This window comes from Achromobacter spanius (assembly GCF_039673305.1).
Taxonomy (GTDB): Bacteria; Pseudomonadota; Gammaproteobacteria; order Burkholderiales; family Burkholderiaceae_B; genus Achromobacter; species Achromobacter spanius_F.
Map to the genome: position 1 here is coordinate 17,098 of NZ_JBDJLJ010000048.1, position 25,490 is coordinate 42,587.

A 25,490-nucleotide genomic window follows, 5' to 3' on the forward strand; every position below is an offset into this window, starting at 1 on the left:
CCGTGCGCCTGCGCGCTCAGTCCGCCGGTTGCCAGCGGCCGGATGCCGGGTCGACCGCCGCACGCGCGCCATCCGCCCAGACCTGCTCGCCTTCCAGCTCCCGAGCCGTCTCGGGATCGACATCGAACGCGATCCCCAGCGCCCGCGCGACGGCGGGATCTTCGATCGGAAGCTCCCAGGTCAGGAACAGCTGCGTGAGGTCCGCATCCGATGCGAAATCGGCTTCATCAAACCCGCTGGCATGGCGCGCAATGACGGCGTGGGGCTGGCAGGTGTCGAAGACCATGGCGACGCCAGGCTTGAGGGCAATGCGGTGCCCGGTGCCGGGAAAGTGCACGTCCAGTCCCTTGTCGTCGCTGAGGAACAGGTTGCAGAAGGCGGCGGCGCCATACTGGCCGCCGTCATGGTGGTAGCGCGCGCCGCGGCAGGCCATGAGCGCCATGTCGCTGGCGTCCAGCACGTCGGCCAGGCCCAGCGCGTGCGTCCACGCGCGCATGGCTTGCAGGCACAGGCTGAACTCGGGCCAGCGCGCGCGCGTCCGGGCCAGGGGCATCTGTTCCACGTCGCCGGGTTCCAGGAACAGCCGGGTGCGGATCTCGCGGTCCCAGTCTGCCAGCAGGCGCGCGGGCGGGGCCGGCACGTCGACCTGCCCGGCAAGCAGGCGGCCGCTGACGCTGCGGCTGCGCAGGGTGTCCGCGCTCCAGAAAAAGGAACGCAGGCGGCCGTGGGGAGTGTGATTCATCTGATGCAAAGCGGAAAGCCTAGCCCCCGCGTCCTTCGTAGGCGCCTTCGTCGCCCTGTTCGTCTTCCATCGCGGCCTGGGCCCGTTCCAGCAGATACCGCTTCAGGTCCGCCAGGGCGTCGGGCGACCAGTCATTGACGCCGGTCACCGCGACCCACGCGTCCACGTAATGCTGCGGCGCGTATACGTGGCCGTAGCCCATCGGCGTGTTGGTGCCCACGGCCATGTCCAGCGCAAGCTGCAGCATGGTGACCACGGGATACCAGCGCAGCTCGGGCGAGACGTCCGGCCCCATGGGTTCGTTCATCCAGGCCGGGCGGCGGTACAGGTCGCGGTAGTCGAAGAACGTGACCGGGTCGCTGGCGTATTGCAGGTAAATGACGCGCATCGGCCCCCAGGGCGCATCGTCGGGCACGGGGGATCCGTACTGGTTCATGAAGCGCACGAAGGCCCCGTTGCGCAGTTCGGGCAGCCAGGCGGGCGATCCGGGGTTGCGGGCGTCGGTGATCGTGCGCCAGACGCGGCTTTCGAAGGGCGGGCCGCTCCACAGCGCGCCCTGGATGGGGTCGCCGATCATCTCGAAGAGCTCGGCCGACCCGGCGGAGTTCTTCGCGCCCAGGCTCAGGCCATGCAGGTACAGCCGCGGCCGCCGCTCCCGGGGCAGGCCGTTCCAGTATTCGTACACGGCCAGGAACAGGGCGCGCGCGGCCTCCGCGCCGTACTCGGGCTGGGCCAGCAGCGACAGCGGACTGGAAAGATAGGAGTACTGCATGGCTACGCTCGCGACGTCGCCATGCTGCAGGTATTCCAGCGAATCCACGGCCGCGGGATCGATCCAGCCCGTGCCGGTGGGGGTGATCACCACCAGCACGGCGCGCTCGAATGCGCCCACGCGCTTCATCTCTTCCAGCGCGAGCCGCGCGCGCGCTTCGGGCGTGGCCGCGCCGCGCAGCCCGACATAGACGCGGATGGGCTCCTTGGCGTCGCGGCCCGACTGCCGCGCGATCTCGCTGGCGGTCGGCCCCGATGCGATGTATTCGCGGCCGGCCCGGCCCAGTTCGTTCCAGCGGACCAGCGATTGCGGCCCGCCCGTCTTCAGTTCCGCGGTGGGTTGCGGGCGTTCGGGTTCGAGCAGCGCGTCGAACTCGCGGAACGAGGCGTCCAGCACGTGCAGCGCGCCGCGGAAGAACACGTCGGTGGCCAGCAGCCAGAAGATCAGGATCGCGATCGCCGCGCCCGTCACGTTGGCCACGCGCCGCGGCACCACGCGGCGCACCTGCCGGGCCAGGAAGCGGGCAATCAGCTTGAACAGCCGCGCCAGGGCGAGCAGCGCGACGAACGTCAGCAGGGCGATGGCGCTGACTTTCACGGGATGGGCGCTGGTTACCGGCTCCATCTGCATCAGGGCCCGGATCGTGTTCTGCCATTCCGCGGCGCGGCCAAGGAACACCACGGCCACCGACAGGCACAGCAGGCCGATGACGGCGTTGATGATCCGCGCCGCGCGGCCCCGGGGCTCGGGCAGTTCCATGTAGGCCCACAGCCAATGCCACAGCACACCCAGTCCGTAGCCCGCGGCGAAGCAGGCGCCCGCAAGCACGCCCTGTGTGACATGGGTGCGGGGGATCAGGGTGGGAGTCAGCGCCGCGGCGAAGAACAGCGTGCCGAGCATGAGGCCGACGCCGGACAGGGATTCCAGGTGCGACCGAAAGAATGAAGGCAGGTGTCGATGCAGGATTTGCTGCACGGTGGTCTTCCTCATGCGCGGGGGGTGGCTTGGATTCTCGCACGTTGCTGCCGGAATGCGCGCCGCGTCAGTCCCGGTCGGGCGCTCCCAGGGGAAAGAGCGGGCGGTAGGGGCGGGCTTCTTCAACCGCGCGGGCAAACGACGGGCGCGCCAGCAGGCGCGCGCGGTAGGCGCGCAGATGGGGGTAGGCGTCGGAAATCCGGTGGGTCCAGTCCGCATAGAACAGCGACGGGGCGGCGGCGCAGTCGGCCAGGGTGAAGTCCGCGCCCGCGGCCCAGGTTCTCGCGGCCAGGTGCGGGTCCAGCCAGGCGTAGGCCAGCTCCAGCTTTTCCGAGGCCAGCGCCAGGGCTTCCTGGCGCTTGGCGGCGTCGCCGGTCAGCGCGCCATTCACGGCGTGCTGCATCCAGTTCATGACGTGCAGGTCGAAGAAGCGGTCGAGGAAGCGCACGTCCAGCGCGGCCATCGCATCGGCGGGCAGCAGGCGGACCGGGCCGGGATGCGCAAGCTGCAGGTATTCGATGATGATGCTGGTTTCGGCGACGTCGCGTTCGCCGTCCACCAGCAGCGGGAATTTACGCAGCGGCCAGCGCCGCAGCCACGCCTGCGCATGCGCCGGCGTGTCCGGTCCGATCGGCCGGAACTCGAAGGGGGTGCCGTTCTCGTACAGCGCAATGAGCACCTTCTGCGTGTACGAGGAAAAGGAATGACCGTAGAGCGCGAGCGGCATTGCGGATTCTCCTGGGGCAGGCGCACAGGTTAATGGGTCTGGGGCTGTTTCACCAGACGGACGGCGAACGAGTCCCGCCGTGCGACGCCCGCGCGAAAGGAATAAAGTGCGCGGTGGAACCCGCGGCGCAGAGGCTGCGGGATCACGGCAGAAAACACGGAGACATGATGGATACGGCAAGCAAGCAGGGCGCCAGCGTGCGCGAACAGGTCAGCCCGACGGAATGGCAGGTGCGCAAGGACCTGGCGGCGCTGTACAGGCTGGTGGCGCTGTTCGGCTGGGATGACCTGATCTTTACGCACATCACGGCCAAGGTGCCGGGAACCGAGCACTTCCTGATCAATCCCTACGGCATGATGTTCGACGAGATCACCGCGTCCAGCCTGGTCAAGATCGACCTGCACGGCAACAAGGTCATGGAGTCCGAATACGACATCAACCCGGCCGGCTTCACCATCCACAGCTGTATCCACGCGGCCCGCAAGGACGCCATGTGCGTGCTGCACACGCACTCCATCAACGGGGTGGCGGTGTCGGCGCAGAAGGCGGGCCTGCTGCCGCTGTCGCAGTTTGCGTTCATCGTGCTGCGCTCGCTCAGCTACCACGACTACGAAGGCCTGGCGCTCAATCCCGAGGAACAACCGCGCCTGGTGCGCGACCTGGGCAGCAACAACTACCTGATCCTGCGCAACCATGGCCTCTTGACCGTGGGCCAGAGCATGGCCGAGGCGTTCCAGGCCATGCACCGGCTTGAAGCCGCGTGCATGGTGCAGGTGCGGGCGCAGGCGGGCGGGGAACTGACCCACATCCCGCCGGAAGTCCTGGCGCGCGCCGCGGTGGAGTCGCCGGCGGACCGGGCGCGCAAGGCCGAACTGGCCTGGCCCGGCCTGCTGCGCCGCCTGGACCGCCGCAACCCCGGTTACGCGGACTAGGCCGGCGCGGCGCCGGTCCGGGCTACTTCTTGCGGGCTGGCGCCGCTTCCAGGAATTCGGCGCAATCCGGCACCGGGGATGCGGGCTCATAGACCGAGCCGCTTTCCTGCCACTTGTACGTGACGGTGTAGCTGCACTGCTTGTCGGCCTGGGGCGCGAGCTGTTCCTTGGTCAGCGGGGGCTGCGCGCTGGAGTCGGCATGGCGGCTGGCGCCGGCGGGCGAGCGCGTCGCCCGGGTGGTGACCTGCAGATCCGGATAGTTCTTGCCCGGCAGGGCCTTCAGGCTTGCCTTGAAGCTGTAGACATCGCTGCACTGGCCCGCGCGCTTTTGCGGGTCCGCTTCGTTGAAGCAGGCGCGGATGGACGCGTCCGCGGTGTAGGGCATGATGAACACCAGGTTGGCGCTGGTCTGCTCGCCCAGGCTGACGTCGTACAGATACAGATCGCGGCGCGAAAAGCCGCCGCCCGAAAACGGCGTCTCGGCCTTGAAATCCGGCTGTTCGGGGCCGATCACGCCCACCAGGGCGCGCTCCTCGCTCAGGCGGATCAATTCGGGCCAGACCGTAAAGTGCTTGAAGTCCGGAATCTCGGGCGAGTCCCAGATGTTTCTTTCGGCGCGCAGGGTGCGGCTGGTGGCGAACGGGCCGTTTTCCCCGAACTTGCCGTCCGTCTTGATGCCCACGCACCAGTCGGTCTGTTCGTTGCAGTACAGCTTGTTGTCCGGATTGAGCTTGAGGGGTTCGACGTCGGGCTGCGCCAGGGCGGCGGCGGGCAGGACGGCCGAGAGGAGCAAGGCGAACACTTTTGACACGATTCTTCCTTTTATTGTGTGCAGCGCGCGCCAGAATATGACGAGTTGGGCGGCGTGCGTAACGCGCGCCACATTTTGGAGGCAGTTTCCCCGCTTCAGCGGTAATCCTGGTATCAAAAATTGAACAAAAGTATCGCTTTCGATTTTCAGCGGAGATCGGCGTGACCATGAAAGACACCAAGGCTGAGGGCAATGAGGGCGCCGGCGAGGGCGCCGGCGCGTCCGATCTGATCGATGCGCGAATCAAAGAACTGGACGACTGGCGCGGCCAGGCGCTGGCCGGCGTGCGGGCGCTGATCCGCCAGGCCGATCCCGGCGTGGTCGAGGAATGGAAGTGGCGGGGCGTCCCCGTCTGGTCGCACGGGGGCATCGTGTGCACGGGCGAAACCTACAAGAACGCCGTGAAGCTCACGTTCGCCAAAGGCGCGTCGCTGGACGACCCGACCGGCCTCTTCAACGCCAGCCTGGACGGAAATACCCGCCGGGCCATCGATCTGCACGAAGGCGACGTCCTGGACGACAAGGCGTTCAAGGCGCTCTTTCTTGCCGCCGTGACCCTCAACCAGTCCTCGAAAAAGGCGCGCGGCTGAGGGGCGGCGCCAACCCGGCTCAGTTGGCGGGGATATCGCTCTCGACCAGCCTGGCCAGCTGCAGCAGGGATTCCTGCCAGCCCAGGTAGCACATCTCGGGCGGGATGACCTCGGGGATGCCTTCCTGCACGATGGTCACCTCGGTGCCGCAGGAGACTTCGCGCAGGGACACGGTGGTCGTCATCTGGCCGGGCAGGTTGGGGTCGTCGAAGTTGTCCGAATAGCGCAGCTTTTCGAATTCGACCAGTTCCAGGTATTCGCCGCCGAAGAATTCGTTGTGGCCGGTGGCGAAGTTGCGGAAAGACATCCTGTGGCGGCCGCCCGGCCTGGCGTCCAGTTCGTGGACCGAGCAGGTGTAGCCATAGGGAGGTAGCCACTTGGCGATGGCATCGGGCTCCAGGAAAGCGCGATAGACGCGCTCGGGGGTGGTGCGCAGGACGCGCAGGTGTCGTACGGTTCCGGTGGTCATGGTGTGTTCGCCTCTGTTCAGGGTGGATGTATGACTACGACGAACCGCCGGCACCGGATTCGACAGGATTTTCCTAGGGCTTACCCTTACTCATGCCGGGCTGGCCGGATTCGAACGCAACAGCGCGATATAGGCCGACAGGGATTCGGCGTGGCGCCGTTCCGCGCGCAGGCCGACATGGCCGTCGGCGCGGATCACCAGCAGGACGACGTCGCGCACGCCCAGCCGTTCGGCGGTGGCGGGCTCCAGGTAGCCGTCCACGTCCGACACGCCGCTGTTGGCCGTGACCGCGACGACCACTTCGATGATGGCCCCGTCCGAAAACGGCTCGATATCGCGGCGCAGTTCGGCCAGCGATTCTTCTGGCGCGCCGGGGCCGCCGATCAGCAGGGCCGTGTGGCCGCGCCGCTTGGCGTAGTCGTGCAGCTTGCCCGTGCCGCCTGCGGCGAACCTGACGTCGATGTGGTCCGGCAGCCGCTGGCCGGGCCAGATGGCGTCGTGCCGGTCGCCCATGACGATGGGCGAGCCGGCGTAGTCGATGTCGAGCTCGGCCTCCGACACGGCTTCGCGGTGCCGGGCGTCCGGGTTGCCGAAGGCGGCCCGGATCGCCAGGTCGCGTTCATGCCGTTCGATCTGCCCGTGCACCATCTGCGCGCTTTCGGCGGCCTCGCCCGAGGCCATCACCATGTCCGCGACGGGCCGGCGTTCGGCGTGATAGCTGTCGAGCAGCGCGTCCGAGCAATGCCCATGGCAGACCAGGGCGAGCTTCCAGCCCAGGTTGAAGGCGTCCTGCAGGCCGGTGTTCATGCCGTGGCCCTGCGCGGGGCTGCAGGTGTGGGCGGCGTCGCCCGCCAGCAGCACGCGGCCCGCGCGGAACCGCCGCGCGACCTTCGTGTGGCACTCGAAGCGGGCGGGATGGGAGACGTCGTCGAACCCGCCCTCGGGCAGGTAGCGCCGCAGCGTGGACATCGCGTCGACGACGAGGTCCGATTCGGCGGAGCTCGGACGCAGGTACACGCGCCAGCGCTCGTCGGGCAGCGCCGTCAGGATGACCGGGATTTCGTCCAGGTAGGCGTAGTTGGCCTCGAAGGAATGCGGCCAGTTCCGGATGCCGGCGTCGAACACGGCCCAGGGCTGGTTGATGTCGTGGCCGTCCTGTTCGATGCCCGTGAGCATGCGGACCGTGCTGTGGTGGCCGTCGCAGCCGACGACCCATTGGGCCAGCACCTGCGTGCTGGCGCCGGCACGCTCGATCGTCGCCAGGATGCCGTCTTCCTGTTCCTGCAGCCCGACAAGCCGGGCGGCGCGGGTCACTTTGCCGCCCAGCCGCTCCAGGTGGTCGGCAAGGACGGTTTCCGTGACTTCTTCCGAGATGCCGATGTTGTACGGGTAGCGGCTGCCGCACAGTTCCAGGTCGATGACGCCGAGGACGTTGCCGGCAGCATGGATGCGCGCCCGCCGCTGCTTGACGCCCGCGGCCAGCAGGGGTTCGCTGATGCCCAGCGTATCCAGTATTTCCAGGGAGCGCGGATGCACAACGGTGGCGCGGTCCCAGTCCAGCGGACGTTCATGCGCATCGATGAGCAGACAATCAACGCCGCGGCGCTGCAGCTCCGCGGCGGTCAAGAGGCCGGCGGGGCCGGCGCCCACCACCAGAACGGTTGTCGAGATCGCCATGTCTTGCCCTCGGGGTTGGGGGTCGTCAGGGGCTGCCGCGCGCACGACAAAGGCGGCGCCATGCGCCGCCTCTGCCGATCCGCGTGTCTGGAAATTAATGCAGCGCCCGGCCCTCGTCAACGGCATTGCGCCGTCAGAGGCTTTGGGACGCGTGCGGATGCGTCGCCTGGTATGCGCTCATCGGAGCATCCGGCATCGCCCGATCGGATGGGGCGGCGCGAGCCGGGCCGAATGGATTACGACTTCAGTAGGCGCCCATGTAGTCGCGCTTGCCGACTTCGATGCCGTTGTGGCGCAGGATGGCGTAGGACGTCGTTACGTGGAAGAAGAACTGCGGCAGGCCATAGTGCAGCAGGTAGGCGCTGCCCGACAGCTTCTTTTCCTTCGGCGTGCCGGGACGCAGCACGATTTCGCGCGACTCGCCCTGGTCGAACTGTTCCGGCTTGAGGGAATCCAGGTGCGCGAGCGTCTTGGCGATCAGCGCCTGCAGGTCGGCGAAGGTCGTTTCGGTGTTTTCCCACGACGGAACCTCTACGCCCGCCAGGCGCGATGCGATGCCCTTGGCGAAGTCGGCGGCAATCTGCACCTGGCGCGTCAGCGGGAACATGTCGGGGAAGAGGCGGGCGCCCAGATAGGCCTGCGCATCGATGTTCTTGGCGGTGGCGTGGTCTTCGGCCTTCTTGAGCACGTCGGACAAGGCGGACAGCATCTGCTTGAGGACGGGTACCGAGGCGGTGTACATGGGGCTGGTCATGAGGGATCTCGCTGGAAGAGGGGACGGGCGCGGCAGAGGCCGCGCGGGATCGAAAGACTAACAGCAAATCCTGTCAGTCAGATCCGGCCCCGGCCAGGCGCCGTGGAACCGGCTGCGCGCGCCAGGCTGCGTCGTCGCGCTGCGCCGGTTGCGGCTCCATGCGTGCAACGAGCCGCGTGCGTCCGGGTTCGGACGTGACCTGCAGCGTGCCGCCCGCCCGGGCGATGCGGGTATGCATGCTGCGCATGCCGACACTGATGCCCGCCTGCTGGACCGCCGCCACATCGAAACCGATCCCGTCGTCCTCGATGCGCAGTTCCAGCGCGCCCGTTTCGAATTGCAGCACCTGCAGCAGGATGCGCCGCGCCCGGCTGTGCTTGATCACGTTCGTCAGCGATTCCTCCACCAGCCGCGTCAGCGCCAGGCATTGCAACGCGCTGGGCGCGGGCTGCCAGTGGGGTGGAAAGCGCCACTCCGCATCGATGCCCAGTTCATCGAACAGCTGCACGAAGCGGTGGCGCAGGGGCGCGATCCATTCCTGCGGCGTGGCCGGCACCTTGACGCCCGCGCTGGAGCCGCTGTCGATGGTCTGGCGCAGGTCGTCGCGCAGCAGCTTGAGCATCGACAGGAACTGCCGGCTCTGCAGCGGCGCGTCGGATTGCTCCACCATCGCCATCATGCGCACCAGGGAACCGCCCAGTCCGTCGTGCAGGTCATGCGCGATCTGCAGCCGGTCCTGCAGCCGGGTGTTGGCCAGCGCCAGCGCGTGCTCCCGGTCCAGCGTCGTGGCCAGTTCGGCGCGGGCCAGCGCGACGGCGTCGGCCAGTTCGTGGTTGAAGCGTTCGATGCGCCGCACATTGCGGGCATGGCGCAGGCCCAGGATGGCGGACATGCACAGGGTCACGACCAGGCTGCTGAACGGGGTGTAGGCGTGCCCGGGTGCGATGAGCTTGAGAATCAGCAAAAGGTCGTGGGCGCTGACGAACAGGAAGATCACCAGGCAGGCGGCAAGCATGCCGTGCTCGGGCTTGCGGGTGCGCCATGCGTGCAGCGGAAACTGCAGGCAATTGGCGAAGAACACGGCGGCGGCCGTCAAGAAGACGGCAAGGTTCGTCCAAGGCTGCACCGCGACCGGCGCCAGCGCGGCCACGGCGAGCAGCACGGCCGACAGCGCCCACAGGGCCTTTTCCAGCCGGGCAAAGGCCTGGCCGCCAAAGCGCCAGGTGAAGATGCAGAAGCAGGCCACGTACAGCACCAGGACCATGGCGTTGGCGCGCGCGGCGGTCAGCGAGTCGGGGAAGGGCCAGGGGCTGGTGACCAGCACGTTGGCGATGAACAGCACCCAGAACAGGGCCATCAGCGCGTACCAGCCATAGGTGCGCTGTTCGCGGCGCACGATCCAGATGCAGAAGAACAGCCCGCCCAGCACGGCCGAGACGATCAGGTTCACCTGGAAGAGGGTGCGGTTGTTCCACACCAGGTCTTCGTGCCAGCGCCGCACGGCTTGCGGCTCGCCCAGCCGCACGGGCCCCAGGCCCGGCGTCTGGCCGGCGACGCCGACCACCCGGATCCATAGCGTGTTCACGCCATCGCGCATCAGCGCCTGGGGGACGAGCCAGTAGCGCGGCATGTTCCAGCTGCGCGAAAGCGGTTCGGCCAGTTGCGGGTCGCGCCAGATCAGCGCGTCGTTGACATAGACCTCTCCGGCCATGACCACGGATTCCAGCGCCAGGGCGACCGGTCCGGGCTGCGCGTCCGGGCATTGCGGGCGCCATTCGATCCGGTACCAGGCCGTGCCGCCATAGCCGGGCCAGCGGCGGCTCCAGTCGTCGGGCAGCGTGGCGGGGGTCCAGGCGACCGCGCCGGGGCGGGCGCCGTCGTCGTCGCCCTTGGCGACATCGATGGACAGGATCTGCGCCGAGCAGGCGGCGGGTTCAGCGGCGGGCGCCTGCGCCCAGGCCGGCAGGAACAGCAGCGCCAGCCACAGGCCCAGCAGCCATTTCAGTCCAGCAATCCCCGCGAACGCGCCGCGTGGATCGCCCGCGTGCGCGACGATACGGCCAGTTTGCGGTAGATATGCTTGATGTGGCATTCGACGGTGTAGCGCGACAGGAAGAGTTGTTCGGCGATCTCGCGGTTGCCCAGCCCTTCTGCCACCAGGCGCAGGATCTGGCTTTCGCGGGGGCTAAGTATCTCACCTGTCTCCGGCGAGGCCTGTTCGGCGGGCCGGGGGCGCAGTTCTTCGATGATGCGGCGCGCGACGAAGGGGTCGATGGGCGCGCCGCCGCGCAGCACGCTGCGGATGGACAGCGCGACCTCCATGTCGTCGCGCTCCTTCAGGACATAGCCGGTCGCGCCGGCGCGCAGCGCCGACAGGATCGCATCCTCGGTGCTCCAGGCGGAAATGACCAGGATGGCCAGGGCCGGATCGGCGGCGTGCATCTCGGCGATCAGGTCGATGCCGCTGCCGTCGGGCAGGCCCAGGTCCACCAGCGCCAGGGCGACCGGCTGGCCCGCCAGGCAGGCGCGGGCCTCGGCAAGCGAGGCGGCGTGGACCAGCGCGTCCGTCTGGTAGCCCAACTGGAGCAGCAAGCTTTCGATGCGCCGGCGCACCAGCGGTTCGTCCTCCACCAGGAGCACCGGGGCGGGCAGGGCAAGCTCGGAAGTCAGCATTGAGGGCGGGGACATGGGTTGGGGCTTGAGGAAGCGGAGGCGCCGCAGGCGCGATTGTGACGCGTCCGGGCGCTGCCGGACATCCCTTGAACTTGGTATTTTGCAGGCGGCCGCGGGGGCCGGTCCATTACTATTCCAGCCATGAGCCAGCGCAAGACACCTCCCGACAGCCGTCCCGATGCCAGCATCCGCGTGCGGGGCGCGCGTGAACACAATCTCAAGAACGTCGATGTGAGCATCCCGCGCGACGCGCTGGTGGTGTTTTCCGGCGTGTCCGGCTCGGGGAAATCCTCGCTGGCCTTTGGCACCCTGTACGCCGAAGCGCAGCGCCGGTACCTGGAATCCCTGTCGCCCTACGCGCGGCGGCTGATCGACCAGGTGGGCGTGCCCGACGTCGATGCCATCGACGGCCTGCCGCCGGCGGTGGCCTTGCAGCAGCAGCGCGGCACGCCCAACGTGCGCTCCACGGTGGGCAGCGTGACCACCCTGTCCAGCATGCTGCGCATGCTGTATTCGCGCGCCGGCTCCTATCCGGCGCGGCAGCCCATGCTGTATGCGGAGGACTTCTCGCCCAACACTCCGCAGGGCGCCTGCCCGAACTGCCACGGCCTGGGCTATGTGTATGACGTGACCGAGCAGTCCATGGTGCCGGACCCGTCGCTCAGCATCCGCGAGCGCGCCATCGCCTCGTGGCCGCCGGCCTGGCACGGGCAGAACCTGCGCGACATCCTGGTGACGCTGGGCTACGACGTGGACAAGCCGTGGCGCGACCTGCCCAAAAAAGACCGCGACTGGATCCTGTACACCGACGAGCAGCCGACCGTGCCGGTCTATGCGGGCTTCACCCCCGCCGAGACGCGCGCCGCGCTGCGCCGCAAGGCCGAGCCCAGCTACATGGGCACCTACACCGGCGCGCGCCGCTACGTGATGCACACGTTTGCGACCACCCAGAGCGCCATGATGAAAAAGCGGGTGGCACGCTTCATGACCGGCGCGCCGTGTCCCGAGTGCGGTGGGCGGCGCCTCAAGCGCGAGGCCTTGTCCGTGACCTTCGCGGGCCTGGATATCGGTACCCTTTCCCAGCTGCCGCTCAGCCGCATCGCCGAGGTGCTGGCGCCCGCGGCAGCGGGCCGTTTCGACGATCCGGCGCCGGCCGCGGCCGGCTCGACGCGCACCAAGGCCGCGGGCCTGCGCGACAACGCGCGGCGGGTGGCGGCGGGCGGCCTGGCGCACGCGGGCAGCACAGATGTGCGCCGCACGCCGGATTCGTCACCTGAGAAGCGCATCGCCGCGCAGCGTATCGCGCACGACCTGGTGGAGCGCATCGGCACGCTGCAGGCGCTGGGCCTGGGCTACCTGGCGATGGACCGGTCCACGCCGACGCTGTCGCCCGGCGAGCTGCAGCGGCTGAGACTCGCGACGCAGATCCGTTCCAACCTCTTCGGCGTGGTGTACGTGCTGGACGAGCCCTCGGCCGGCCTGCACCCCGCGGACGGCCAGGCGCTGCACCGGGCGCTGGACCAGCTCAAGGCGGCGGGCAACACGCTGTTCGTCGTCGAGCACGACCTGGACACCTTGCGGCGGGCCGACTGGATCGTGGACGTGGGCCCCGGCGCCGGCCAGCATGGCGGCCAGGTGCTGTACAGCGGCCCGCCCGACGGGCTGCGCAAGGTGAAGCAATCGCTCACCGCGCAGTATCTCTTCGGCGCCCGTCCCGCCAGCCGCCGCGCGCCGCGCGAGCCGGCGGGATGGCTGGAGCTGCGCGGCGTCCACCGCAACAACCTGCACGGCGTGGACGCGCGTTTTCCGCTGGGCGCATTCACGGCGGTCACCGGCGTGTCGGGCTCGGGCAAGTCCAGCCTGGTCAGCCAGGCGCTGGTGGAACTGGTCGGCGAGCACTTGGGACAGGAACCGCCCCTCGAGGAAACCGAGGGCGATCTGCCGCAGCCCGGCAACCTGCCCCGCACGACGGGGCGCCTGCATGCCGGCGCGCAAGCCATCAAGCGCTTGGTCAATGTGGACCAGAAGCCCATCGGGCGCACGCCGCGCTCCAACCTGGCCACCTACACCGGCCTGTTCGACCACGTGCGCAAGCTGTACGCCGACACCAAGGCCGCCAAGTCGCGGCGCTATGGCGCCGGCCGCTTTTCCTTCAACGTGGCCCAGGGCCGCTGCGAGACCTGCGAGGGAGAAGGCTTCGTCCATGTTGAACTGCTGTTCATGCCCAGCGTGTACGCGCCTTGTCCCACCTGCCATGGCAGCCGCTACAACGCCAAGACGCTGGAAATCGAATGGAACGGCCGCAACATCGCCCAGGTGCTGGCGATGACGGTCGACGAGGCGCTGGCCTTCTTCGAAAGCGAGCCATCGGTGCTGCGCCCCTTGGCGCTGCTGCATGAAATCGGCCTGGGCTACCTGCGCCTGGGCCAGCCGGCGACCGAGCTGTCCGGCGGCGAAGCCCAGCGCATCAAGCTGGCCACCGAACTGCAGCGCAGCCAGCGCGGCAACACGCTCTACGTGCTGGACGAACCCACGACCGGCCTGCACGCGGCGGATGTGGACAAGCTGATGGCGCAATTGCACGGCCTGGTCGACGCCGGCAACACCGTGGTCGTCGTGGAGCACGACCTGCGCGTGGTGGCGGGCAGCGACTGGATGATGGACGTCGGCCCGGGGGCGGGCGAAGAGGGCGGGACGATCGTCGCCGCGGGCACGCCCGAGGAAGTCAGCCGGGGCAAGGCCGGCGTCACCGCGCCCTTCCTGCGGCGCCTGTTTGAATGAGACACGGCGTCATGTTCCGTGGGGCGGGCGCGCAGTCCCGCTATGGCTTCATTTCCTCCGCCAGCGTCGCCCGCATGCGCTCCATGCTCTCCTGGCCGACCATGATCAGTCCTGTGCCGGGCTGGTCGATGTCCAGGATGAAGGTCAGCACCAACGCGATCAGTGCGGCGAACACCCCGGTCGACAGGGGGCGGCGACGCCCGTGCAGGCCGGTGCCATAGGCGATATAGGCCATGGAACCGGCCGCCACGATGAACAGCAGGTAATACACCGGTTCGGGCACGTGGTTCTCCAGCGCGACCCGGCGCTTCTCGTTGATCTGCGCCATTTCGTTGATGGCCTGGATGAACATGATGGTGGAGATCGAGGGCGGATTCTCGGCGCGGGCGGCGACCGCCGCCCGAATCTGGCGCTCGATGCGCCGCGCGGTCGCGTTCGCGGCGTTGAAGCGCGGGGAGTCCTGGTCGGCCAGGTGGTAGTCCAGCGACGCCGAGGTGTATTCGTGCAGCATGCCCGCAACCACGGGACGGTGTTCGGCGGGAATGAGCTGCGAACGCCAGTAGGCGTTGCCGATGGCGTTGGCTTCTTCCAGCACCAGGTTCTTGCGCGTTTCGAAGCGCGTGACCGACATGGCGAAGGTGAAGCCCAGCAGCAGGGCCAGCAGGCCGAGCAGGGCGGTCTGCAGCGCCGTGATGTGCGTCTTGGCGGCTTCGTCGGCCGGCTTGCGCAGCCGGCGCCCCAGCCGGTAGCCGAGCTCGATCACCCCGAGGAAGATGATGCTCACGACGAAGAAGATATAGATTTCGTCAATTTCCCTCAGCATTCGGCTCACCCCAAAGTGATTTTGCGGATCAGCGTATGACGATTGGATGGCGGCGGCAAGTTTGTGCTGAAAACGGGCCGCCGGGGGGGCAATCCTGTCAGCGAAACGCCAACATCTTGGAGTAAGGTGTCGCTTCCCTTCCCAGAGACCCCGCACGGAGCAGAACTTGAAATACCGCAAACTCGGCCGCACCGACCTGGACGTCAGCCTGATCGGGCTGGGCACCATGACCTGGGGCGAGCAGAACACCGAAGGCGAAGCGCATCAGCAGCTGGACTACGCGCTGGAGCGCGGCGTCAACCTGGTCGACGTGGCCGAAATGTACCCGGTGCCGCCCAAGCCCGAAACGCAGGGCCTGACGGAAACCTACATCGGCACCTGGCTGGCCAAGAGCAAGCGTCGCCAGGACATCGTGCTGGCCAGCAAGGTGGCCGGCCCCGTGCGCGATCCCAAGCGTCCCGGCCACATCCGCGACGGCAAGACCTTCCTGGACCGCAAGAACCTGACGGCGGCGCTGGACGCCAGCCTCAAGCGCCTGCAGACGGATTACCTGGACCTGTACCAGCTGCATTGGCCCGACCGCACCACGGCGACGTTCGGCCAGCTGAACTATCCCTGGGTCGAGGACGAACACACCGTGCCGATCGAGGAAACCCTGGCCGTGCTGCAGGATTTCGTGAGTGCAGGCAAGGTGCGCCACGTCGGCGTGTCGAATGAAACGCCGTGGGGCGTCAGCCAGTTCCTGCGCCATGCCGAAAACCAGGACCTGCCGCGCATCGCGTCGATCCAGAACGCCTACAGCCTGCTGAACCGCGTGTACGAGATCGGCCTGTCGGAGTTCACCCACCACGAAGGCGTGGGCCTTTTGGCCTATTCGCCGCTGGCGATGGGCATGCTCTGCGGCAAGTACCTGGACGGCGCCAAGCCGGCCGGAGCCCGCCTGACGGTGTATTCGCGCTTCACCCGCTACAGCAACGCACAGGCAGAAGCCGCCACGCGCGACTACGTGGAACTGGCCCGCGCGCACGGCATTTCGCCCACCCACCTGGCCCTGGCCTGGGTGAACCAGCGTCCGTTCGTCACCAGCAACCTGATCGGCGCGACCTCGCTGGAACAGCTCAAGGAAAACATCGACAGCGTCGACGTGACCTTGTCGTCCGACGTGCTGAACGCCATCGAGCAGATCCACGTGCGCCATCCGAATCCGGCGCCCTGAGGGGGGCACGCAAAGGTCCCTGCGGCGGAGCCTCTCGGCCCCGCCGCTGTCCGCGCTCAAGCCTAGTCCGGCAATCCCGAAGGATATTCCGATGATCAAAGCGGTTGCATTCGACGTGTTCGGCACCCTGGTCGAAATCGGCGCACCCAGGCGCCCGTTCCGAGAACTGGTGCGCCTGCTATCGGCCGCCGGCCGCGCGCCGCAGCGCGGCGACGGCGCGCTCATCATGAGCCGAGACGTCGACCTGGCGCAGGCCGCGCGGTTGCTGGGCGGGGACGTCAGCGGGGCGGACCTGGCGCGGCTGGAATCGGCGCTGCGGGATGAGGTGGCCAGCATCCGCCTATTTCCCGATGCGGTGGACACACTGGGTTCGCTGCGCGAAAGCGGCTATCGGATCGCGCTGTGCTCGAACCTGGCGGCGCCCTATGGTCCGCCCGTGAGCGCGCTGCTGCCGTTCGAGCCGGATTTCTGCGCCTGGTCGTATGCGGCGGGCGCGGTCAAGCCCGAGCCTGAAATCTATCAATACCTGTGCTCGGGATTGGACTGCCTGCCGGATGAAGTCCTGATGGTGGGCGATACGGTCGATGCCGATCACACGGGTCCGCGCGGCTTTGGCATCGCGGGTTTCCACCTGGCCCGCAAGGGCCGCACGCGGGTGCCGCAGGCGGAATCGGTCGCAAGCCTGACCGAGCTGATTCCGTTGTTGGCACGCAACCGTCGGGATGCGGCGCAGCGGGCCTAACCAGGCTTGCGCGGGGCAGGCCGGGACGTGGGCCGGCGGCGCCAAGTCCCTGATCGTGCAGAGATTTCCGGCGCGACGCAGGCCATGTCAGGGCGGATGTCGGGCCATGTAACTTCAATCAATGCGGTTGCGAATCAGTCGTATTCACCAGAGAATGCGCATCTTTGCCCTCCCGCTCTGGAGATTTCAACGTGGTTCGTCCGACTTCCATGCGGAAGTGCCGTGCGCGCAAGCCCGCACGGTTCGCTGTTTCGCCCTCCCTTATCGCCCTGGCCCTGGGCATTCCTTTTCCCGCTGCCGCGCAGGGCGTCGCGCAGCTACCCGCCGTCACGGTCAACGCCAGCGCCATCGACGACACGCTGGAGCACCTGTCGGCGCCGGTGAACACCGGCGCGCTGGGCAACCGCAGCCAGCTCGAAACCCCGTTTTCGACCACGGTCGTGACGGCCGCGGATATGCAGGAGCGCCAGGTGACGAAGCTGGGCGACGTGTTCGCGCTGGACGCTTCGGTCAGCGACAACAGCGCGTCGTTCGGCGCGTGGGCCAGCTACATGAGCGTGCGCGGCCTGCCGCTGGACTGGCAGAACTCATACCGCATCGACGGCAAGCCGTTCCTCAGCTACGTGACGGTGCTGCCCTACGAGCATTTCGAGCAGATCGACCTGCTCAAGGGCGCCTCCGGCTTCATGTACGGATTCGGATCGCCGGGCGGCCTGGTCAACTACGTGACCAAGCGTCCCACCGACGAACCGGTGCGCAGCATCGAACTGGGCTATATCTCCAACGGCCTGCTGCGCCAGCACCTGGACCTGGGCGGGCGCGTGGGCGAGAGCGGGACGTTCGGCTACCGGCTCAACGCGACGCACGAAGAGGGCAATACCTTCAACAATGGCTCGCTGTACCGCGATTCCGTGTCGCTTGCGCTCGATGCCCGCCTGACCGACAAGCTGACGTGGGACTTTCAGTCGATCTACCAGGACCGCAAGGCGATCGGCCAGGAGCCGACCATCTATGCCGGCGCCATGGCGGGCACGGAATTGCCGTCGCCGGTTCGCAACGACGGCAAGCTGGTGGGCGAGGGCCCCTACGCCGACAACAAGTTCCGCTTCTATTCGACGGGCCTGAAGTATCAGGTGGCGCAGGACTGGACGCTGCGCACGGACTACACCTACAACTCCACGCGCACGCGCCGCAATGAGTCGGTGCTGTTCCTGCAGGACCAGTCCGGCGACTACGACGACTATCGCTCGGACTATGCCGAGGCCTATGCCTTCAACCAGTGGCAGGCCATGCTGGAAGGCAAGTTCGCCACCGGCCCGTTGAAGCATCAGGTGGTGGCGGGCGCGTCGTGGCAAAAGCAGAAGAACGATTACAGCGCAGACGGCGTCTATCAGCTGCAGGGCACGGGCAATCTGCGCCGGCAGAACACGAACCGCTATTACAGCGAAGGCAGCCTGGACCTGTACCGCGCGGCGGAGATCACGCAGAAGGCGCTGTTCGCCAGCGACACGATCGACCTGACCGGCGGCTGGTCGCTCCTGGGCGGATTGCGCTATACGAACTACGAGCAGAAGGGCTTCGATCCGGCTGGCGCGCAGACATCGAGCTACGACAAGAACGGCGTGCTGACGCCGACGGTGGCGCTGATGTACAACATCACGCCGCAGACGATGGCCTACGCCAGCTATATCGAGTCGCTGGAGCCGGGCTCCTCGGTGGGCAACGTCTATACGAACTTCGGCGAGCTGCTCGATCCGCTCAAGAGCAAGCAGTACGAACTGGGCATCAAGACGAACCAGGACGGCTGGGCGGCCACCGCGGCACTCTTCCGCATCGAGAAAAAGGCGGAATACGCCAACGCCAGCAATGAACTCGTCCAGGACGGCAAGTCCGTGTTCCAGGGGCTGGAGCTGGGCGCATCGACCCGTATCGCGACCAACTGGAATGTCGGCGGCAGCCTGATGTTCCTGGATTCGGAATACAAGAAGGGCAGCGCGTTCACGGGCAACCGGGTGGCGGGCGCGCCGAAGTTCGTCGCCGCCGCGCAGGTGTCCTATGCCGTGCCGCAGCTTCCCGGCCTGAAACTGCGCGCCGACGTGAAATACACGGGCAGCACCATGCTGGGGGCGTCGAACGAGGTCAAGGTGGACGATTTCGCTATCGTCAACATCGGCGCAACCTACGACACCCGCATCTACGGCTACGAGACCACGTTTCGCGCGGGCATCAATAACGTGACCAACAAGCGCTACTGGCTCTACCAGTCGTCCGACTACGTCAAGGCAGGCGACCCGCGCACGTATGGCTTGAGCGCAAGCCTGAAGTTCTAGGCGGCGCGGCTCCCGGCGGGATCGGATGGCGGGACCGCCACGTCCCACAGCCTGCCGGGGTCGAAGTCTTCCTGTTCACCCTTCTTCGCGTAGCCCAGCGGGTTGGCGATGATGCGGCAGCCGTCCTTCACGTAGTCCTGGGCGCAGTGCAGGTGGCCATGCAGCCAGTAGTCGGCCCGCGGCAGCAGGCCGTCGAGGGCATTGCAGAAGCCGGCGGTGCCGGCCGTGACGCCGTAGCGCGGATCGGCGCTGGCGAGCGTCGGGGCGAAATGGGTGACCGCCACGGTCGGGCCGGCGAACGGGACGCCCAGCGCGGCGTCCAGCCATTGCTGGCAGACCAGGCCCTGCTCGCGCATCTGCTCGGCCATGAACGGCGCGCCGTGGCGGCGCATCTCGGCCTTTTCCAGGTAGAAGTCCGCGGCGCGGAAGGCCTTGGCGCGCTTTTTCATGACGTCGCCGATCGTGTCGCCGGGGATGGCCAGCGCATCGAAGTCCGTCCACAGTGTCGTGCCCACGAAGCGGACGCCGCCGATGACGAGGGTCTCGCGTTCCAGCCATTGGATGTCCAGTGCGTCGCACAGGTCGCGCAGGCGCGCGTGCGTCTCGTCGAAGTCCACGTTGTCGTATTCGTGGTTGCCGGGCACGTACAGCACGGGCGTGGGCCAGCCGTGGCGCGGCGAATAGGTGGTAAGGCCGAAGTCCGTTCCGTTCAGCCTGGAGCCCTGCCGATACGAGCCGATGTCGCCCGCCAGCACCAGCAGGTCGGCGCCCGGCGCGGGTTGCGCGACGAAAGTGGGATCGGTTTCAAGATGCAGGTCGGAAAGCAGTTGGATCTTCATGGGCATTATCTTAGGCGACGCGGGCGCAAGAACCGGCGCTGCGCCGGCAAACCATCCATGCGACACTTTCCCCAAGAATCCCCCCACCCTTGCATATAGGAGGAACTCCCATGCGTATCGTCATTACCGCTGCCGCGCTCCTGCTGGCATCGGGCGTCCAGGCGCAAACGCTCAAGTGCGACCAGGCTTCCACGCAGACGGACATGAGCCTTTGCGCCGACCAGGCCTACCGCAAGTCGGATGCGGCGCTGAACGCCGCCTACAAGGACGTGACGGCGCGCCTGAAGGACGACAAGGAGGCCGCCACGAAACTGCAGGCGGCCCAGAAGGCCTGGCTGTTTTTCCGCGACGCCGAATGCGCGTTTTCGTCCGGCGGCGTCGCGGGCGGCACCGCTTATCCCATGGTGCTGAGCCAGTGCCTGGACAAGCTGACCCAGGCGCGCACGAAAGCGCTCGCTGCCTACTTGAAATGCGAGGAAGGCGACATGAGCTGCCCGGTGCCCGGGAAACCATGAGCGCGATTGACCAGGCGGACGACGGCGCGAAGGGGCAGGCGGCCGGTCTGATCCTGGACGGCCAGGGCCTGCCGCGTTGCTTCTGGCAGCCTTCCATGCCCGACTACCACGACCATGAGTGGGGCCGGCCGGTGGGGGACGACCGCCGGCTGTACGAAAAGATCTGCCTGGAAGGCTTCCAGGCCGGGATGGCGTGGATCACCATCCTGCGCAAGCGCGAGGCCTTCCGCGAGGCCTTCGACGACTTCGATTTCGATCGCGTGGCGCGCTACACCGACGCCGACGTCGAGCGCCTGATGGGCAACGCGGGCATCGTGCGCAATCGCGCCAAAATCCTGTCCGCCGTCAACAACGCCAGGCGCGCCCGCGAACTGGCCGATGAAACCGGTTCGCTTGCCGGCTGGCTGTGGAAGCACGAGCCCGCGCCGCACGCCCGGCCGGCGGCAGTGGACCGCGGCTACTGGGACAACAATCCCACCTCGCAGGCTTCCGTCGAACTCTCACGGGCCCTGAAGCGGCGCGGCTGGACCTTCGTGGGCCCCACGACGATCCATGCGTTCATGCAGGCCGTGGGCATGGTCAACGAGCACATGAGCGGCTGCGTCTGCCACGGGGAAATCGAGGCCGCGCGCGCAGCCTTCCGGCGGCCGGGCTAGCGGGACGTTTGGCGGGGCTTGAGTTGGTTGCGGTTCGCAAGTATATTGGTTGCGACCCGCAACTTAAGGCGACCGCCATGGATCTCATCGATTTTCCGTCCCAGTCCCGGGAAAAAACCGTCCAGGACCTGCGGGAGTTCTCGCGCAAGCTGGTCCGAGAGCTGGGCTTCATGCGCACCTCGCTGGCCGGCAGCGACCTGGCGCCCTCGGCCGTCCACGCCATCATCGAGATCGGCCTTGCGCCGGGCATCCAGGCGCGCGACCTGGCGGCCATCCTCCGCCTGGACAAATCCAACACCAGCCGCCAGGTGGCCAAGCTGGAGTCGGCCGGCCTGCTGGCGCGCGAGGCCTCGGCCGACGACGCGCGCTCGTCCCGGCTCTACCTGACCGAGGCCGGGAACGCGCTGCGCGCGCGGATCGACCAGTTCGCCACGGATCAGGTCTCGCACGCGCTGCGCCGCCTGGCGCCGGCCGACCAGGAATCGCTGATCCGCTTCCTGTCGCTGTACGCCGACGCGCTGTCCAGCGAAAACCCCAACGATGCCGCGGCGGGCGCCGGCGGCGCCATCGACGACCAGATCGTCGAAGGCTACCTGCCCGGCTGCATCGGCGACATCGCCAGCCTGCACGCGCGCTATTACGCGCAAGCGTCGGGCTTCGGCGTGTACTTCGAGCGCAAGGTCGCGACCGAACTGGCCGAATTCGCGGAAGGCCTGCCCGCGCCGGGCAGGAATATGTGGCTGTACGTGGACAACGGCAGGACGCTGGCGTCCATCGTCATCGATGGCGACCTGGCCGCGCGCCAGGCGCACCTGCGCTGGTTCATCGTCGACGAATCGTTGCGCGGCATGGGCGTGGGCCGGGCCCTGCTGGCGCGGGCCATGGCGTACGTGGACGAACGGTACGACGAAACCTACCTGTGGACGTTCAAGGGCCTGGACGCCGCCCGGCACCTGTACGAAGCGGCGGGCTTCGCGCTGACCCAGGCGTCCGAGGGACGCCAGTGGGGCAGCGTGGTGGTGGAGCAGCGTTTCAGCCGGGTCAGACCACGCTGATGCGCAGTTCCGCCAGCAGGGCCGCCGCCTGCGTCTTGGAGATGGTGGCGCCCGCCAGCCGCGCCGCCGCCGTGAGGTCCAGCCCGCCCAGGTCCGCCTCGCGCAGGTCCGCGCCTTCGAAGCGGACGTTCTTGAGCGTGGCGTTGCGCAGGCTGCCGCCGTGGAACACGGTGTCGCGGAAATCGCTGCCGGACAGGTCCGCGTCCGAGAAGTCGAGCTGAAGGATGTCGGTCTTGCGGAACGACACGCCCCGCAGCAGCGCGCCGACCAGCAGGCATTCCTCCAGCGACCAGCCCAGGCAGGCGATGCCGTCGAAATCCGAACCCGTCAGCTTGCAGCCCTGCAGGCGGGCCGAGGCCAGCCGCGCGCGGCGCCAGTTGGCGTTGTTCAGGTCGCAGTTCTGGAACACGGCGTCGCTGGCGTCCGCCGAGGCAAAACTGGCCTGCCCGCCGCGGCAGCGCAGCCACCGGGTGTCGGCCAGGTTGGCGCCCTGAAAGGACGCGTCCGCGATCGCGCAGGCCGTGAACTGGAAGCCGCGCAAATCCAGCCGGGAAAAGTCCGCGTCCTGGAAATCGCAGTCCTCGAATGCCAGCGCGGCGCCGGCGGCCTGTTCGATCAGGGCTTGCATGGTCTTGCGGTCCACCTCCAGTCCGGCGTGAGGCGGGATGCTTGCCTGCGTCATGCGGATTACGCCGCGTCGGATTGCAGGCGGCCCAGGATGAAGCCGTCCACCGCGCTGGTGCGTCCGCGCCACAGGGTGGGCTCGCCGGCGATGGGGGTGCCGTCCGCCGTGAAGAAAAGGGCGTCCGCAAGATGGATGTAGTTGGGCAGCGGATCGACCGGCTGGGGCAGGCGGAACACGTCGCCCAGTTCCGCCAGCGAGGCGTGCACCGTCTTGCGCGTGTCGTCGTCCAGGGTCTGCAGCGAGCTGGTGAAATTGGCGGCGAAGCTGTCGAAATAGTCCGCGCCCGAAATGATCGACCCGGACACCAGCATGCCGCCCATCTGCAGGGTCACGCCGATGCTTTCGATCTGGCTGCCGTTGTTCACCAGGTTGACCAGGAACTGCAGGAAGGCGTCCGCGCCGGGCGTGGCGGCAGGCAGGCCGGGGGTGGGTTCGATGCTCATGGAAGCGGTCTCGGGAATGTTTGCAAGAGCCACAAGATACTCGAAAGGCGCGACGAATACATGCGCCGCAATCGCGGAATAAGCGGCCGCTTCGGGCGGGTGACCGGGTCATCCGCCTGCCCGCTTGCGGGGTAATTTGGCAGCCTGAAGGCCAATCCCGCGACGGGCGGCCACCGGCTTCGCGCCGGATTCCTTTGGAGGCATTCCATGAGCATCGTCAATTCCCTGGGCATCGGGTCCGGCGCCGATCAGCGCGCGTCCGCGTCGCGGGCCGCGTCCGCCGATGGCGATTTCCGCGCGGCGTTCGCCAGCGCGACCGAGCGCAGCCGCTCGGCTATGGGCGGGGGCGTCTCCGGCGCCACCCAGGCAGCGCCGTCCGCGGCGGAAAAGGAATTCCTGGACTACGCGTCCATGTCCCTGGACGACAAGATGTTCTACGCCGCCCTGGCCAGCCTGGGCATCTCCAAGGAAGAGTACGACGCCATGTCGGCCGCCGAGCGCCTGGAAGTCGCCGCGAAGGTGTCGCTGGCCATGCAGCAATTGGCCGAGGCGGAGAACACCCAGGAAGTGCTCTAGCGTGCTGTCCCGCAGATACGCCGGCACGTGTCGTCATGCCGACGCATCTATGGGAAAGCACGCTGGCCGGCGCCGCCCCACCGCGCCAGGCTGCGCGCCAGCCGGTCCTGCGCGCGGCGCAGGTGGTCCCTGAGTTCGGCGGGCGCCAGCACTTCGAATTCCACGTCCAGCGCCATCAGCCAATACGTCATCGCGTCCAGCGAATGCGTGCCGCTGAGCAGCAGGCAGCGTCCGTCGTCCAGCGCCTCGAGCCGCCCGGCTGAAGCGGGGATGCGCGCGGCCATGGCGGCGATGGGGGCGTGCAGAATGATCCGTGGCGGTTCGGAATAGGGCGGTGCGCTGACCGACCGCGCCACGAAAGCGCTCAGGTCTCCGCCTTCCGGCGAGGACCGGGGCGCGAAATGCGCGCCGGTGCGCGGAGCCCCCGCGATGCGGTCGATGCGGAAAGTGCGCCAGTCGTCGCGCGCGGGATCCCAGGCCACCAGATACCAGCGATAGCCCGTGTACGCCAGGCCCTGAGGCTCGACCAGCCGGGTGCTGGCCCGCCCGCGCCCGTCCGTGTAGTCGAACCCGACGCGCAATTGGTCGCGGCAGGCGGCGGCCAGCGTGGCAAGCACGGCCGCATCCACGTTGGGGCCGCCGCGCTCCATGGGCACGATGGCGGCGCGCAGCGCATCGACCCGGCCGCGCAGCCGCGCGGGCATCACCTGCTCAAGCTTGACCAGCGCACGCAGCGCGGATTCTTCGATGCCGCCCACCGCGCCTGTCGCGGCCGTGCGCAGGGTGATCGCAACGGCCAGGGCCTCGTCGTCGTCCAGCAGCAGGGGAGGCAGGGCATGTCCTGCCCGGAATGCGTAGCCGCCCGCGACGCCGCTGCTCGCGTGGATGGGGTAGCCCAGTTCGCGCAGCCGGTCGATGTCGCGGCGCAGGGTTCGTGGGTGGACGTCCAGCGCCGCCGCCAGGTCCGGACCCGCCCAGTGGCGGCGGGTCTGCAGCAGCGAGAGCAGGCGCAGTAGGCGGTTGCTGGAAGTGAGCATGGCGGCACGATAGGGCGAATCGAGGGCGGAATCTGTCCGCAATGGATTCTACAGTGGCCCCCGTTGTCAGCGGCATGCGCCGCGACGTCCCCCCCTCTTGAAACTGGAGAACCGCAAATGTCCCTCGTCCTGTATTGGCACCCCATGTCCAGCGCGTCGCCCGTCGCCAGCGCGCTGGCGGAACTGGCCGTGCCCCACGAACGCATCAAGGTGGACATCAGGGCGGGCGAACAGCGCCGACCCGAATTCCTGGCCCTGAATCCGAACGGCAAGGTGCCGACGCTGACCGTGGACGGCGCGCCGATGTTCGAAACGCTGGCGATCCAGCTCTGGCTGGGTGAACGCTTCGGCGTGGCGCGCGGACTGTGGCCCGCCGCCGATGCGCCCGAACGCCTGTCGGCGATGTCGTGGTGCGCGTGGGCCTATGTCAGCTATGGCGCGGCGGTGTCGCGCCTGTACCTGGCCGGCCACGGCGAGCCGCCGCGCCGCGATCCCGTTCAGGCGCAGGCGGTCCTTGACGACCTGGACGTGCTGCTCGCCGTGCTGGACGGCCATCTGGCCGCGCGCGCATGGGTGCTTGGGGATGAGTACTCGCTGGCCGACCTGGTGGTCGGGTCCGTGGTCGGCTACAGCGCCTACCTGGGCACGCGCATCGCCTCCCATCCGCATG

The 25,490-nt window shown here is 67.9% G+C and carries 25 protein-coding genes; 11 read left to right on the forward strand and 14 right to left on the reverse strand.

Annotation, left to right across the window (positions count from 1 at the left end; genetic code table 11):
- Positions 1-16: 16 nt before the first annotated feature.
- The 3 genes from ABE485_RS24820 to ABE485_RS24830 all read right to left on the reverse strand — a co-directional run bounded on the left by ABE485_RS24820 (position 17) and on the right by ABE485_RS24830 (position 3,216).
- Positions 17-742, reverse strand: a complete 726-nt coding sequence (locus ABE485_RS24820) for a hypothetical protein (RefSeq protein WP_346517902.1) — start codon at positions 740-742, stop codon at positions 17-19.
- Between the two features lie 19 nt (positions 743-761).
- Entirely contained in the window at positions 762-2,489 is a 1,728-nt protein-coding gene (locus tag ABE485_RS24825; RefSeq protein ID WP_346517903.1) for an alpha/beta hydrolase, read from the reverse strand.
- A 67-nt stretch (positions 2,490-2,556) separates the two neighbouring features.
- A complete protein-coding gene (locus ABE485_RS24830; RefSeq protein WP_346517904.1) occupies positions 2,557-3,216 on the reverse strand; it encodes a glutathione S-transferase family protein in 660 nt (219 codons plus the stop codon).
- Between the two features lie 167 nt (positions 3,217-3,383).
- On the opposite strand from ABE485_RS24830, the gene ABE485_RS24835 reads away from it, so the two are divergent.
- Positions 3,384-4,148 carry a class II aldolase/adducin family protein gene (locus ABE485_RS24835; RefSeq protein WP_346517925.1) on the forward strand — a complete coding sequence of 255 codons (765 nt, stop codon included), beginning with the start codon at positions 3,384-3,386 and terminating at the stop codon, positions 4,146-4,148.
- Positions 4,149-4,170: 22 nt separating this feature from the next.
- Here the strand turns inward: ABE485_RS24835 and ABE485_RS24840 are convergent, their stop codons facing one another.
- Entirely contained in the window at positions 4,171-4,959 is a 789-nt protein-coding gene (locus ABE485_RS24840) for a hypothetical protein (RefSeq protein WP_346517905.1), read from the reverse strand.
- 167 nt (positions 4,960-5,126) lie between these two features.
- Between ABE485_RS24840 and ABE485_RS24845 the strand changes: the two genes are divergently transcribed.
- The gene (locus tag ABE485_RS24845; RefSeq protein WP_346517926.1) at positions 5,127-5,549 is read left to right on the forward strand and encodes a DUF1801 domain-containing protein; all 423 of its coding nucleotides are present in this window, start codon (positions 5,127-5,129) and stop codon (positions 5,547-5,549) included.
- A gap of 19 nt (positions 5,550-5,568) precedes the next feature.
- Here the strand turns inward: ABE485_RS24845 and ABE485_RS24850 are convergent, their stop codons facing one another.
- The 5 genes from ABE485_RS24850 to ABE485_RS24870 all read right to left on the reverse strand — a co-directional run bounded on the left by ABE485_RS24850 (position 5,569) and on the right by ABE485_RS24870 (position 11,137).
- A complete protein-coding gene (locus tag ABE485_RS24850) occupies positions 5,569-6,018 on the reverse strand; it encodes an SRPBCC family protein (RefSeq protein ID WP_346517906.1) in 450 nt (149 codons plus the stop codon).
- 90 nt (positions 6,019-6,108) lie between these two features.
- Positions 6,109-7,695, reverse strand: coding sequence for an FAD-dependent monooxygenase (locus tag ABE485_RS24855; RefSeq protein WP_346517907.1), 1,587 nt, complete (start codon positions 7,693-7,695; stop codon positions 6,109-6,111).
- Between the two features lie 244 nt (positions 7,696-7,939).
- On the reverse strand, positions 7,940-8,449 hold the full coding sequence (locus ABE485_RS24860) for a DUF1993 domain-containing protein (RefSeq protein WP_346517908.1): 510 nt from the start codon (positions 8,447-8,449) through the stop codon (positions 7,940-7,942).
- Positions 8,450-8,522: 73 nt separating this feature from the next.
- The gene (locus ABE485_RS24865) at positions 8,523-10,541 is read right to left on the reverse strand and encodes a sensor histidine kinase (protein ID WP_346517909.1); all 2,019 of its coding nucleotides are present in this window, start codon (positions 10,539-10,541) and stop codon (positions 8,523-8,525) included.
- The gene (locus ABE485_RS24870; protein ID WP_346517910.1) at positions 10,451-11,137 is read right to left on the reverse strand and encodes a response regulator transcription factor; all 687 of its coding nucleotides are present in this window, start codon (positions 11,135-11,137) and stop codon (positions 10,451-10,453) included. The genes ABE485_RS24865 and ABE485_RS24870 overlap by 91 nt, the downstream gene beginning before the upstream one ends.
- Before the next feature lie 126 nt (positions 11,138-11,263).
- Here ABE485_RS24870 and uvrA point away from each other — a divergent pair, with 126 nt between their 5' ends.
- Positions 11,264-13,903: an excinuclease ABC subunit UvrA gene (gene uvrA, locus ABE485_RS24875; RefSeq protein ID WP_346517911.1), complete on the forward strand. Its 2,640-nt coding sequence runs from the start codon at positions 11,264-11,266 to the stop codon at positions 13,901-13,903.
- 40 nt (positions 13,904-13,943) lie between these two features.
- Here uvrA and ABE485_RS24880 read toward each other — a convergent pair whose 3' ends face one another.
- On the reverse strand, positions 13,944-14,726 hold the full coding sequence (locus ABE485_RS24880) for a hypothetical protein (protein ID WP_346517912.1): 783 nt from the start codon (positions 14,724-14,726) through the stop codon (positions 13,944-13,946).
- 166 nt (positions 14,727-14,892) lie between these two features.
- On the opposite strand from ABE485_RS24880, the gene ABE485_RS24885 reads away from it, so the two are divergent.
- From ABE485_RS24885 to ABE485_RS24895, 3 genes are all read left to right on the forward strand, one after another.
- Positions 14,893-15,942, forward strand: a complete 1,050-nt coding sequence (locus ABE485_RS24885) for an NADP(H)-dependent aldo-keto reductase (protein ID WP_346517913.1) — start codon at positions 14,893-14,895, stop codon at positions 15,940-15,942.
- 91 nt (positions 15,943-16,033) lie between these two features.
- Entirely contained in the window at positions 16,034-16,684 is a 651-nt protein-coding gene (locus ABE485_RS24890) for an HAD family hydrolase (protein ID WP_346517914.1), read from the forward strand.
- A 191-nt stretch (positions 16,685-16,875) separates the two neighbouring features.
- Entirely contained in the window at positions 16,876-19,014 is a 2,139-nt protein-coding gene (locus ABE485_RS24895) for a TonB-dependent siderophore receptor (RefSeq protein ID WP_346517915.1), read from the forward strand.
- Here the strand turns inward: ABE485_RS24895 and ABE485_RS24900 are convergent.
- Complete coding sequence (locus ABE485_RS24900; protein ID WP_346517916.1) at positions 19,011-19,853, reverse strand: metallophosphoesterase; 843 nt, start codon at positions 19,851-19,853, stop codon at positions 19,011-19,013. The genes ABE485_RS24895 and ABE485_RS24900 overlap by 4 nt on opposite strands.
- A 110-nt stretch (positions 19,854-19,963) precedes the next feature.
- On the opposite strand from ABE485_RS24900, the gene ABE485_RS24905 reads away from it, so the two are divergent.
- The 3 genes from ABE485_RS24905 (at position 19,964) to ABE485_RS24915 (ending at position 22,079) form a co-directional block, all read left to right on the forward strand.
- Positions 19,964-20,368, forward strand: a complete 405-nt coding sequence (locus ABE485_RS24905) for a lysozyme inhibitor LprI family protein (RefSeq protein ID WP_346517917.1) — start codon at positions 19,964-19,966, stop codon at positions 20,366-20,368.
- Positions 20,365-21,024, forward strand: a complete 660-nt coding sequence (locus ABE485_RS24910) for a DNA-3-methyladenine glycosylase I (protein ID WP_346517918.1) — start codon at positions 20,365-20,367, stop codon at positions 21,022-21,024. The genes ABE485_RS24905 and ABE485_RS24910 overlap by 4 nt, the downstream gene beginning before the upstream one ends.
- Positions 21,025-21,101: 77 nt before the next feature.
- Positions 21,102-22,079 carry a bifunctional helix-turn-helix transcriptional regulator/GNAT family N-acetyltransferase gene (locus tag ABE485_RS24915; protein WP_346517919.1) on the forward strand — a complete coding sequence of 326 codons (978 nt, stop codon included), beginning with the start codon at positions 21,102-21,104 and terminating at the stop codon, positions 22,077-22,079.
- Here the strand turns inward: ABE485_RS24915 and ABE485_RS24920 are convergent.
- Together ABE485_RS24920 and gvpU are read right to left on the reverse strand one after the other, a co-directional pair.
- Positions 22,066-22,761: a pentapeptide repeat-containing protein gene (locus ABE485_RS24920; RefSeq protein ID WP_346517920.1), complete on the reverse strand. Its 696-nt coding sequence runs from the start codon at positions 22,759-22,761 to the stop codon at positions 22,066-22,068. The two genes, ABE485_RS24915 and ABE485_RS24920, sit on opposite strands and share 14 nt — an antisense overlap.
- A gap of 5 nt (positions 22,762-22,766) precedes the next feature.
- Positions 22,767-23,207 carry a gas vesicle accessory protein GvpU gene (gene gvpU, locus ABE485_RS24925; RefSeq protein WP_346517921.1) on the reverse strand — a complete coding sequence of 147 codons (441 nt, stop codon included), beginning with the start codon at positions 23,205-23,207 and terminating at the stop codon, positions 22,767-22,769.
- 207 nt (positions 23,208-23,414) lie between these two features.
- Between gvpU and ABE485_RS24930 the strand changes: the two genes are divergently transcribed.
- On the forward strand, positions 23,415-23,783 hold the full coding sequence (locus tag ABE485_RS24930; protein WP_346517922.1) for a hypothetical protein: 369 nt from the start codon (positions 23,415-23,417) through the stop codon (positions 23,781-23,783).
- A 47-nt stretch (positions 23,784-23,830) separates the two neighbouring features.
- Here ABE485_RS24930 and ABE485_RS24935 read toward each other — a convergent pair whose 3' ends face one another.
- Positions 23,831-24,820 carry a helix-turn-helix transcriptional regulator gene (locus ABE485_RS24935; protein ID WP_346517923.1) on the reverse strand — a complete coding sequence of 330 codons (990 nt, stop codon included), beginning with the start codon at positions 24,818-24,820 and terminating at the stop codon, positions 23,831-23,833.
- 117 nt (positions 24,821-24,937) lie between these two features.
- Here ABE485_RS24935 and ABE485_RS24940 point away from each other — a divergent pair.
- Positions 24,938-25,490, forward strand: a 553-nt coding sequence (locus ABE485_RS24940; protein WP_346517924.1) for a glutathione S-transferase family protein, incomplete at its 3' end; no start/stop codon positions are given.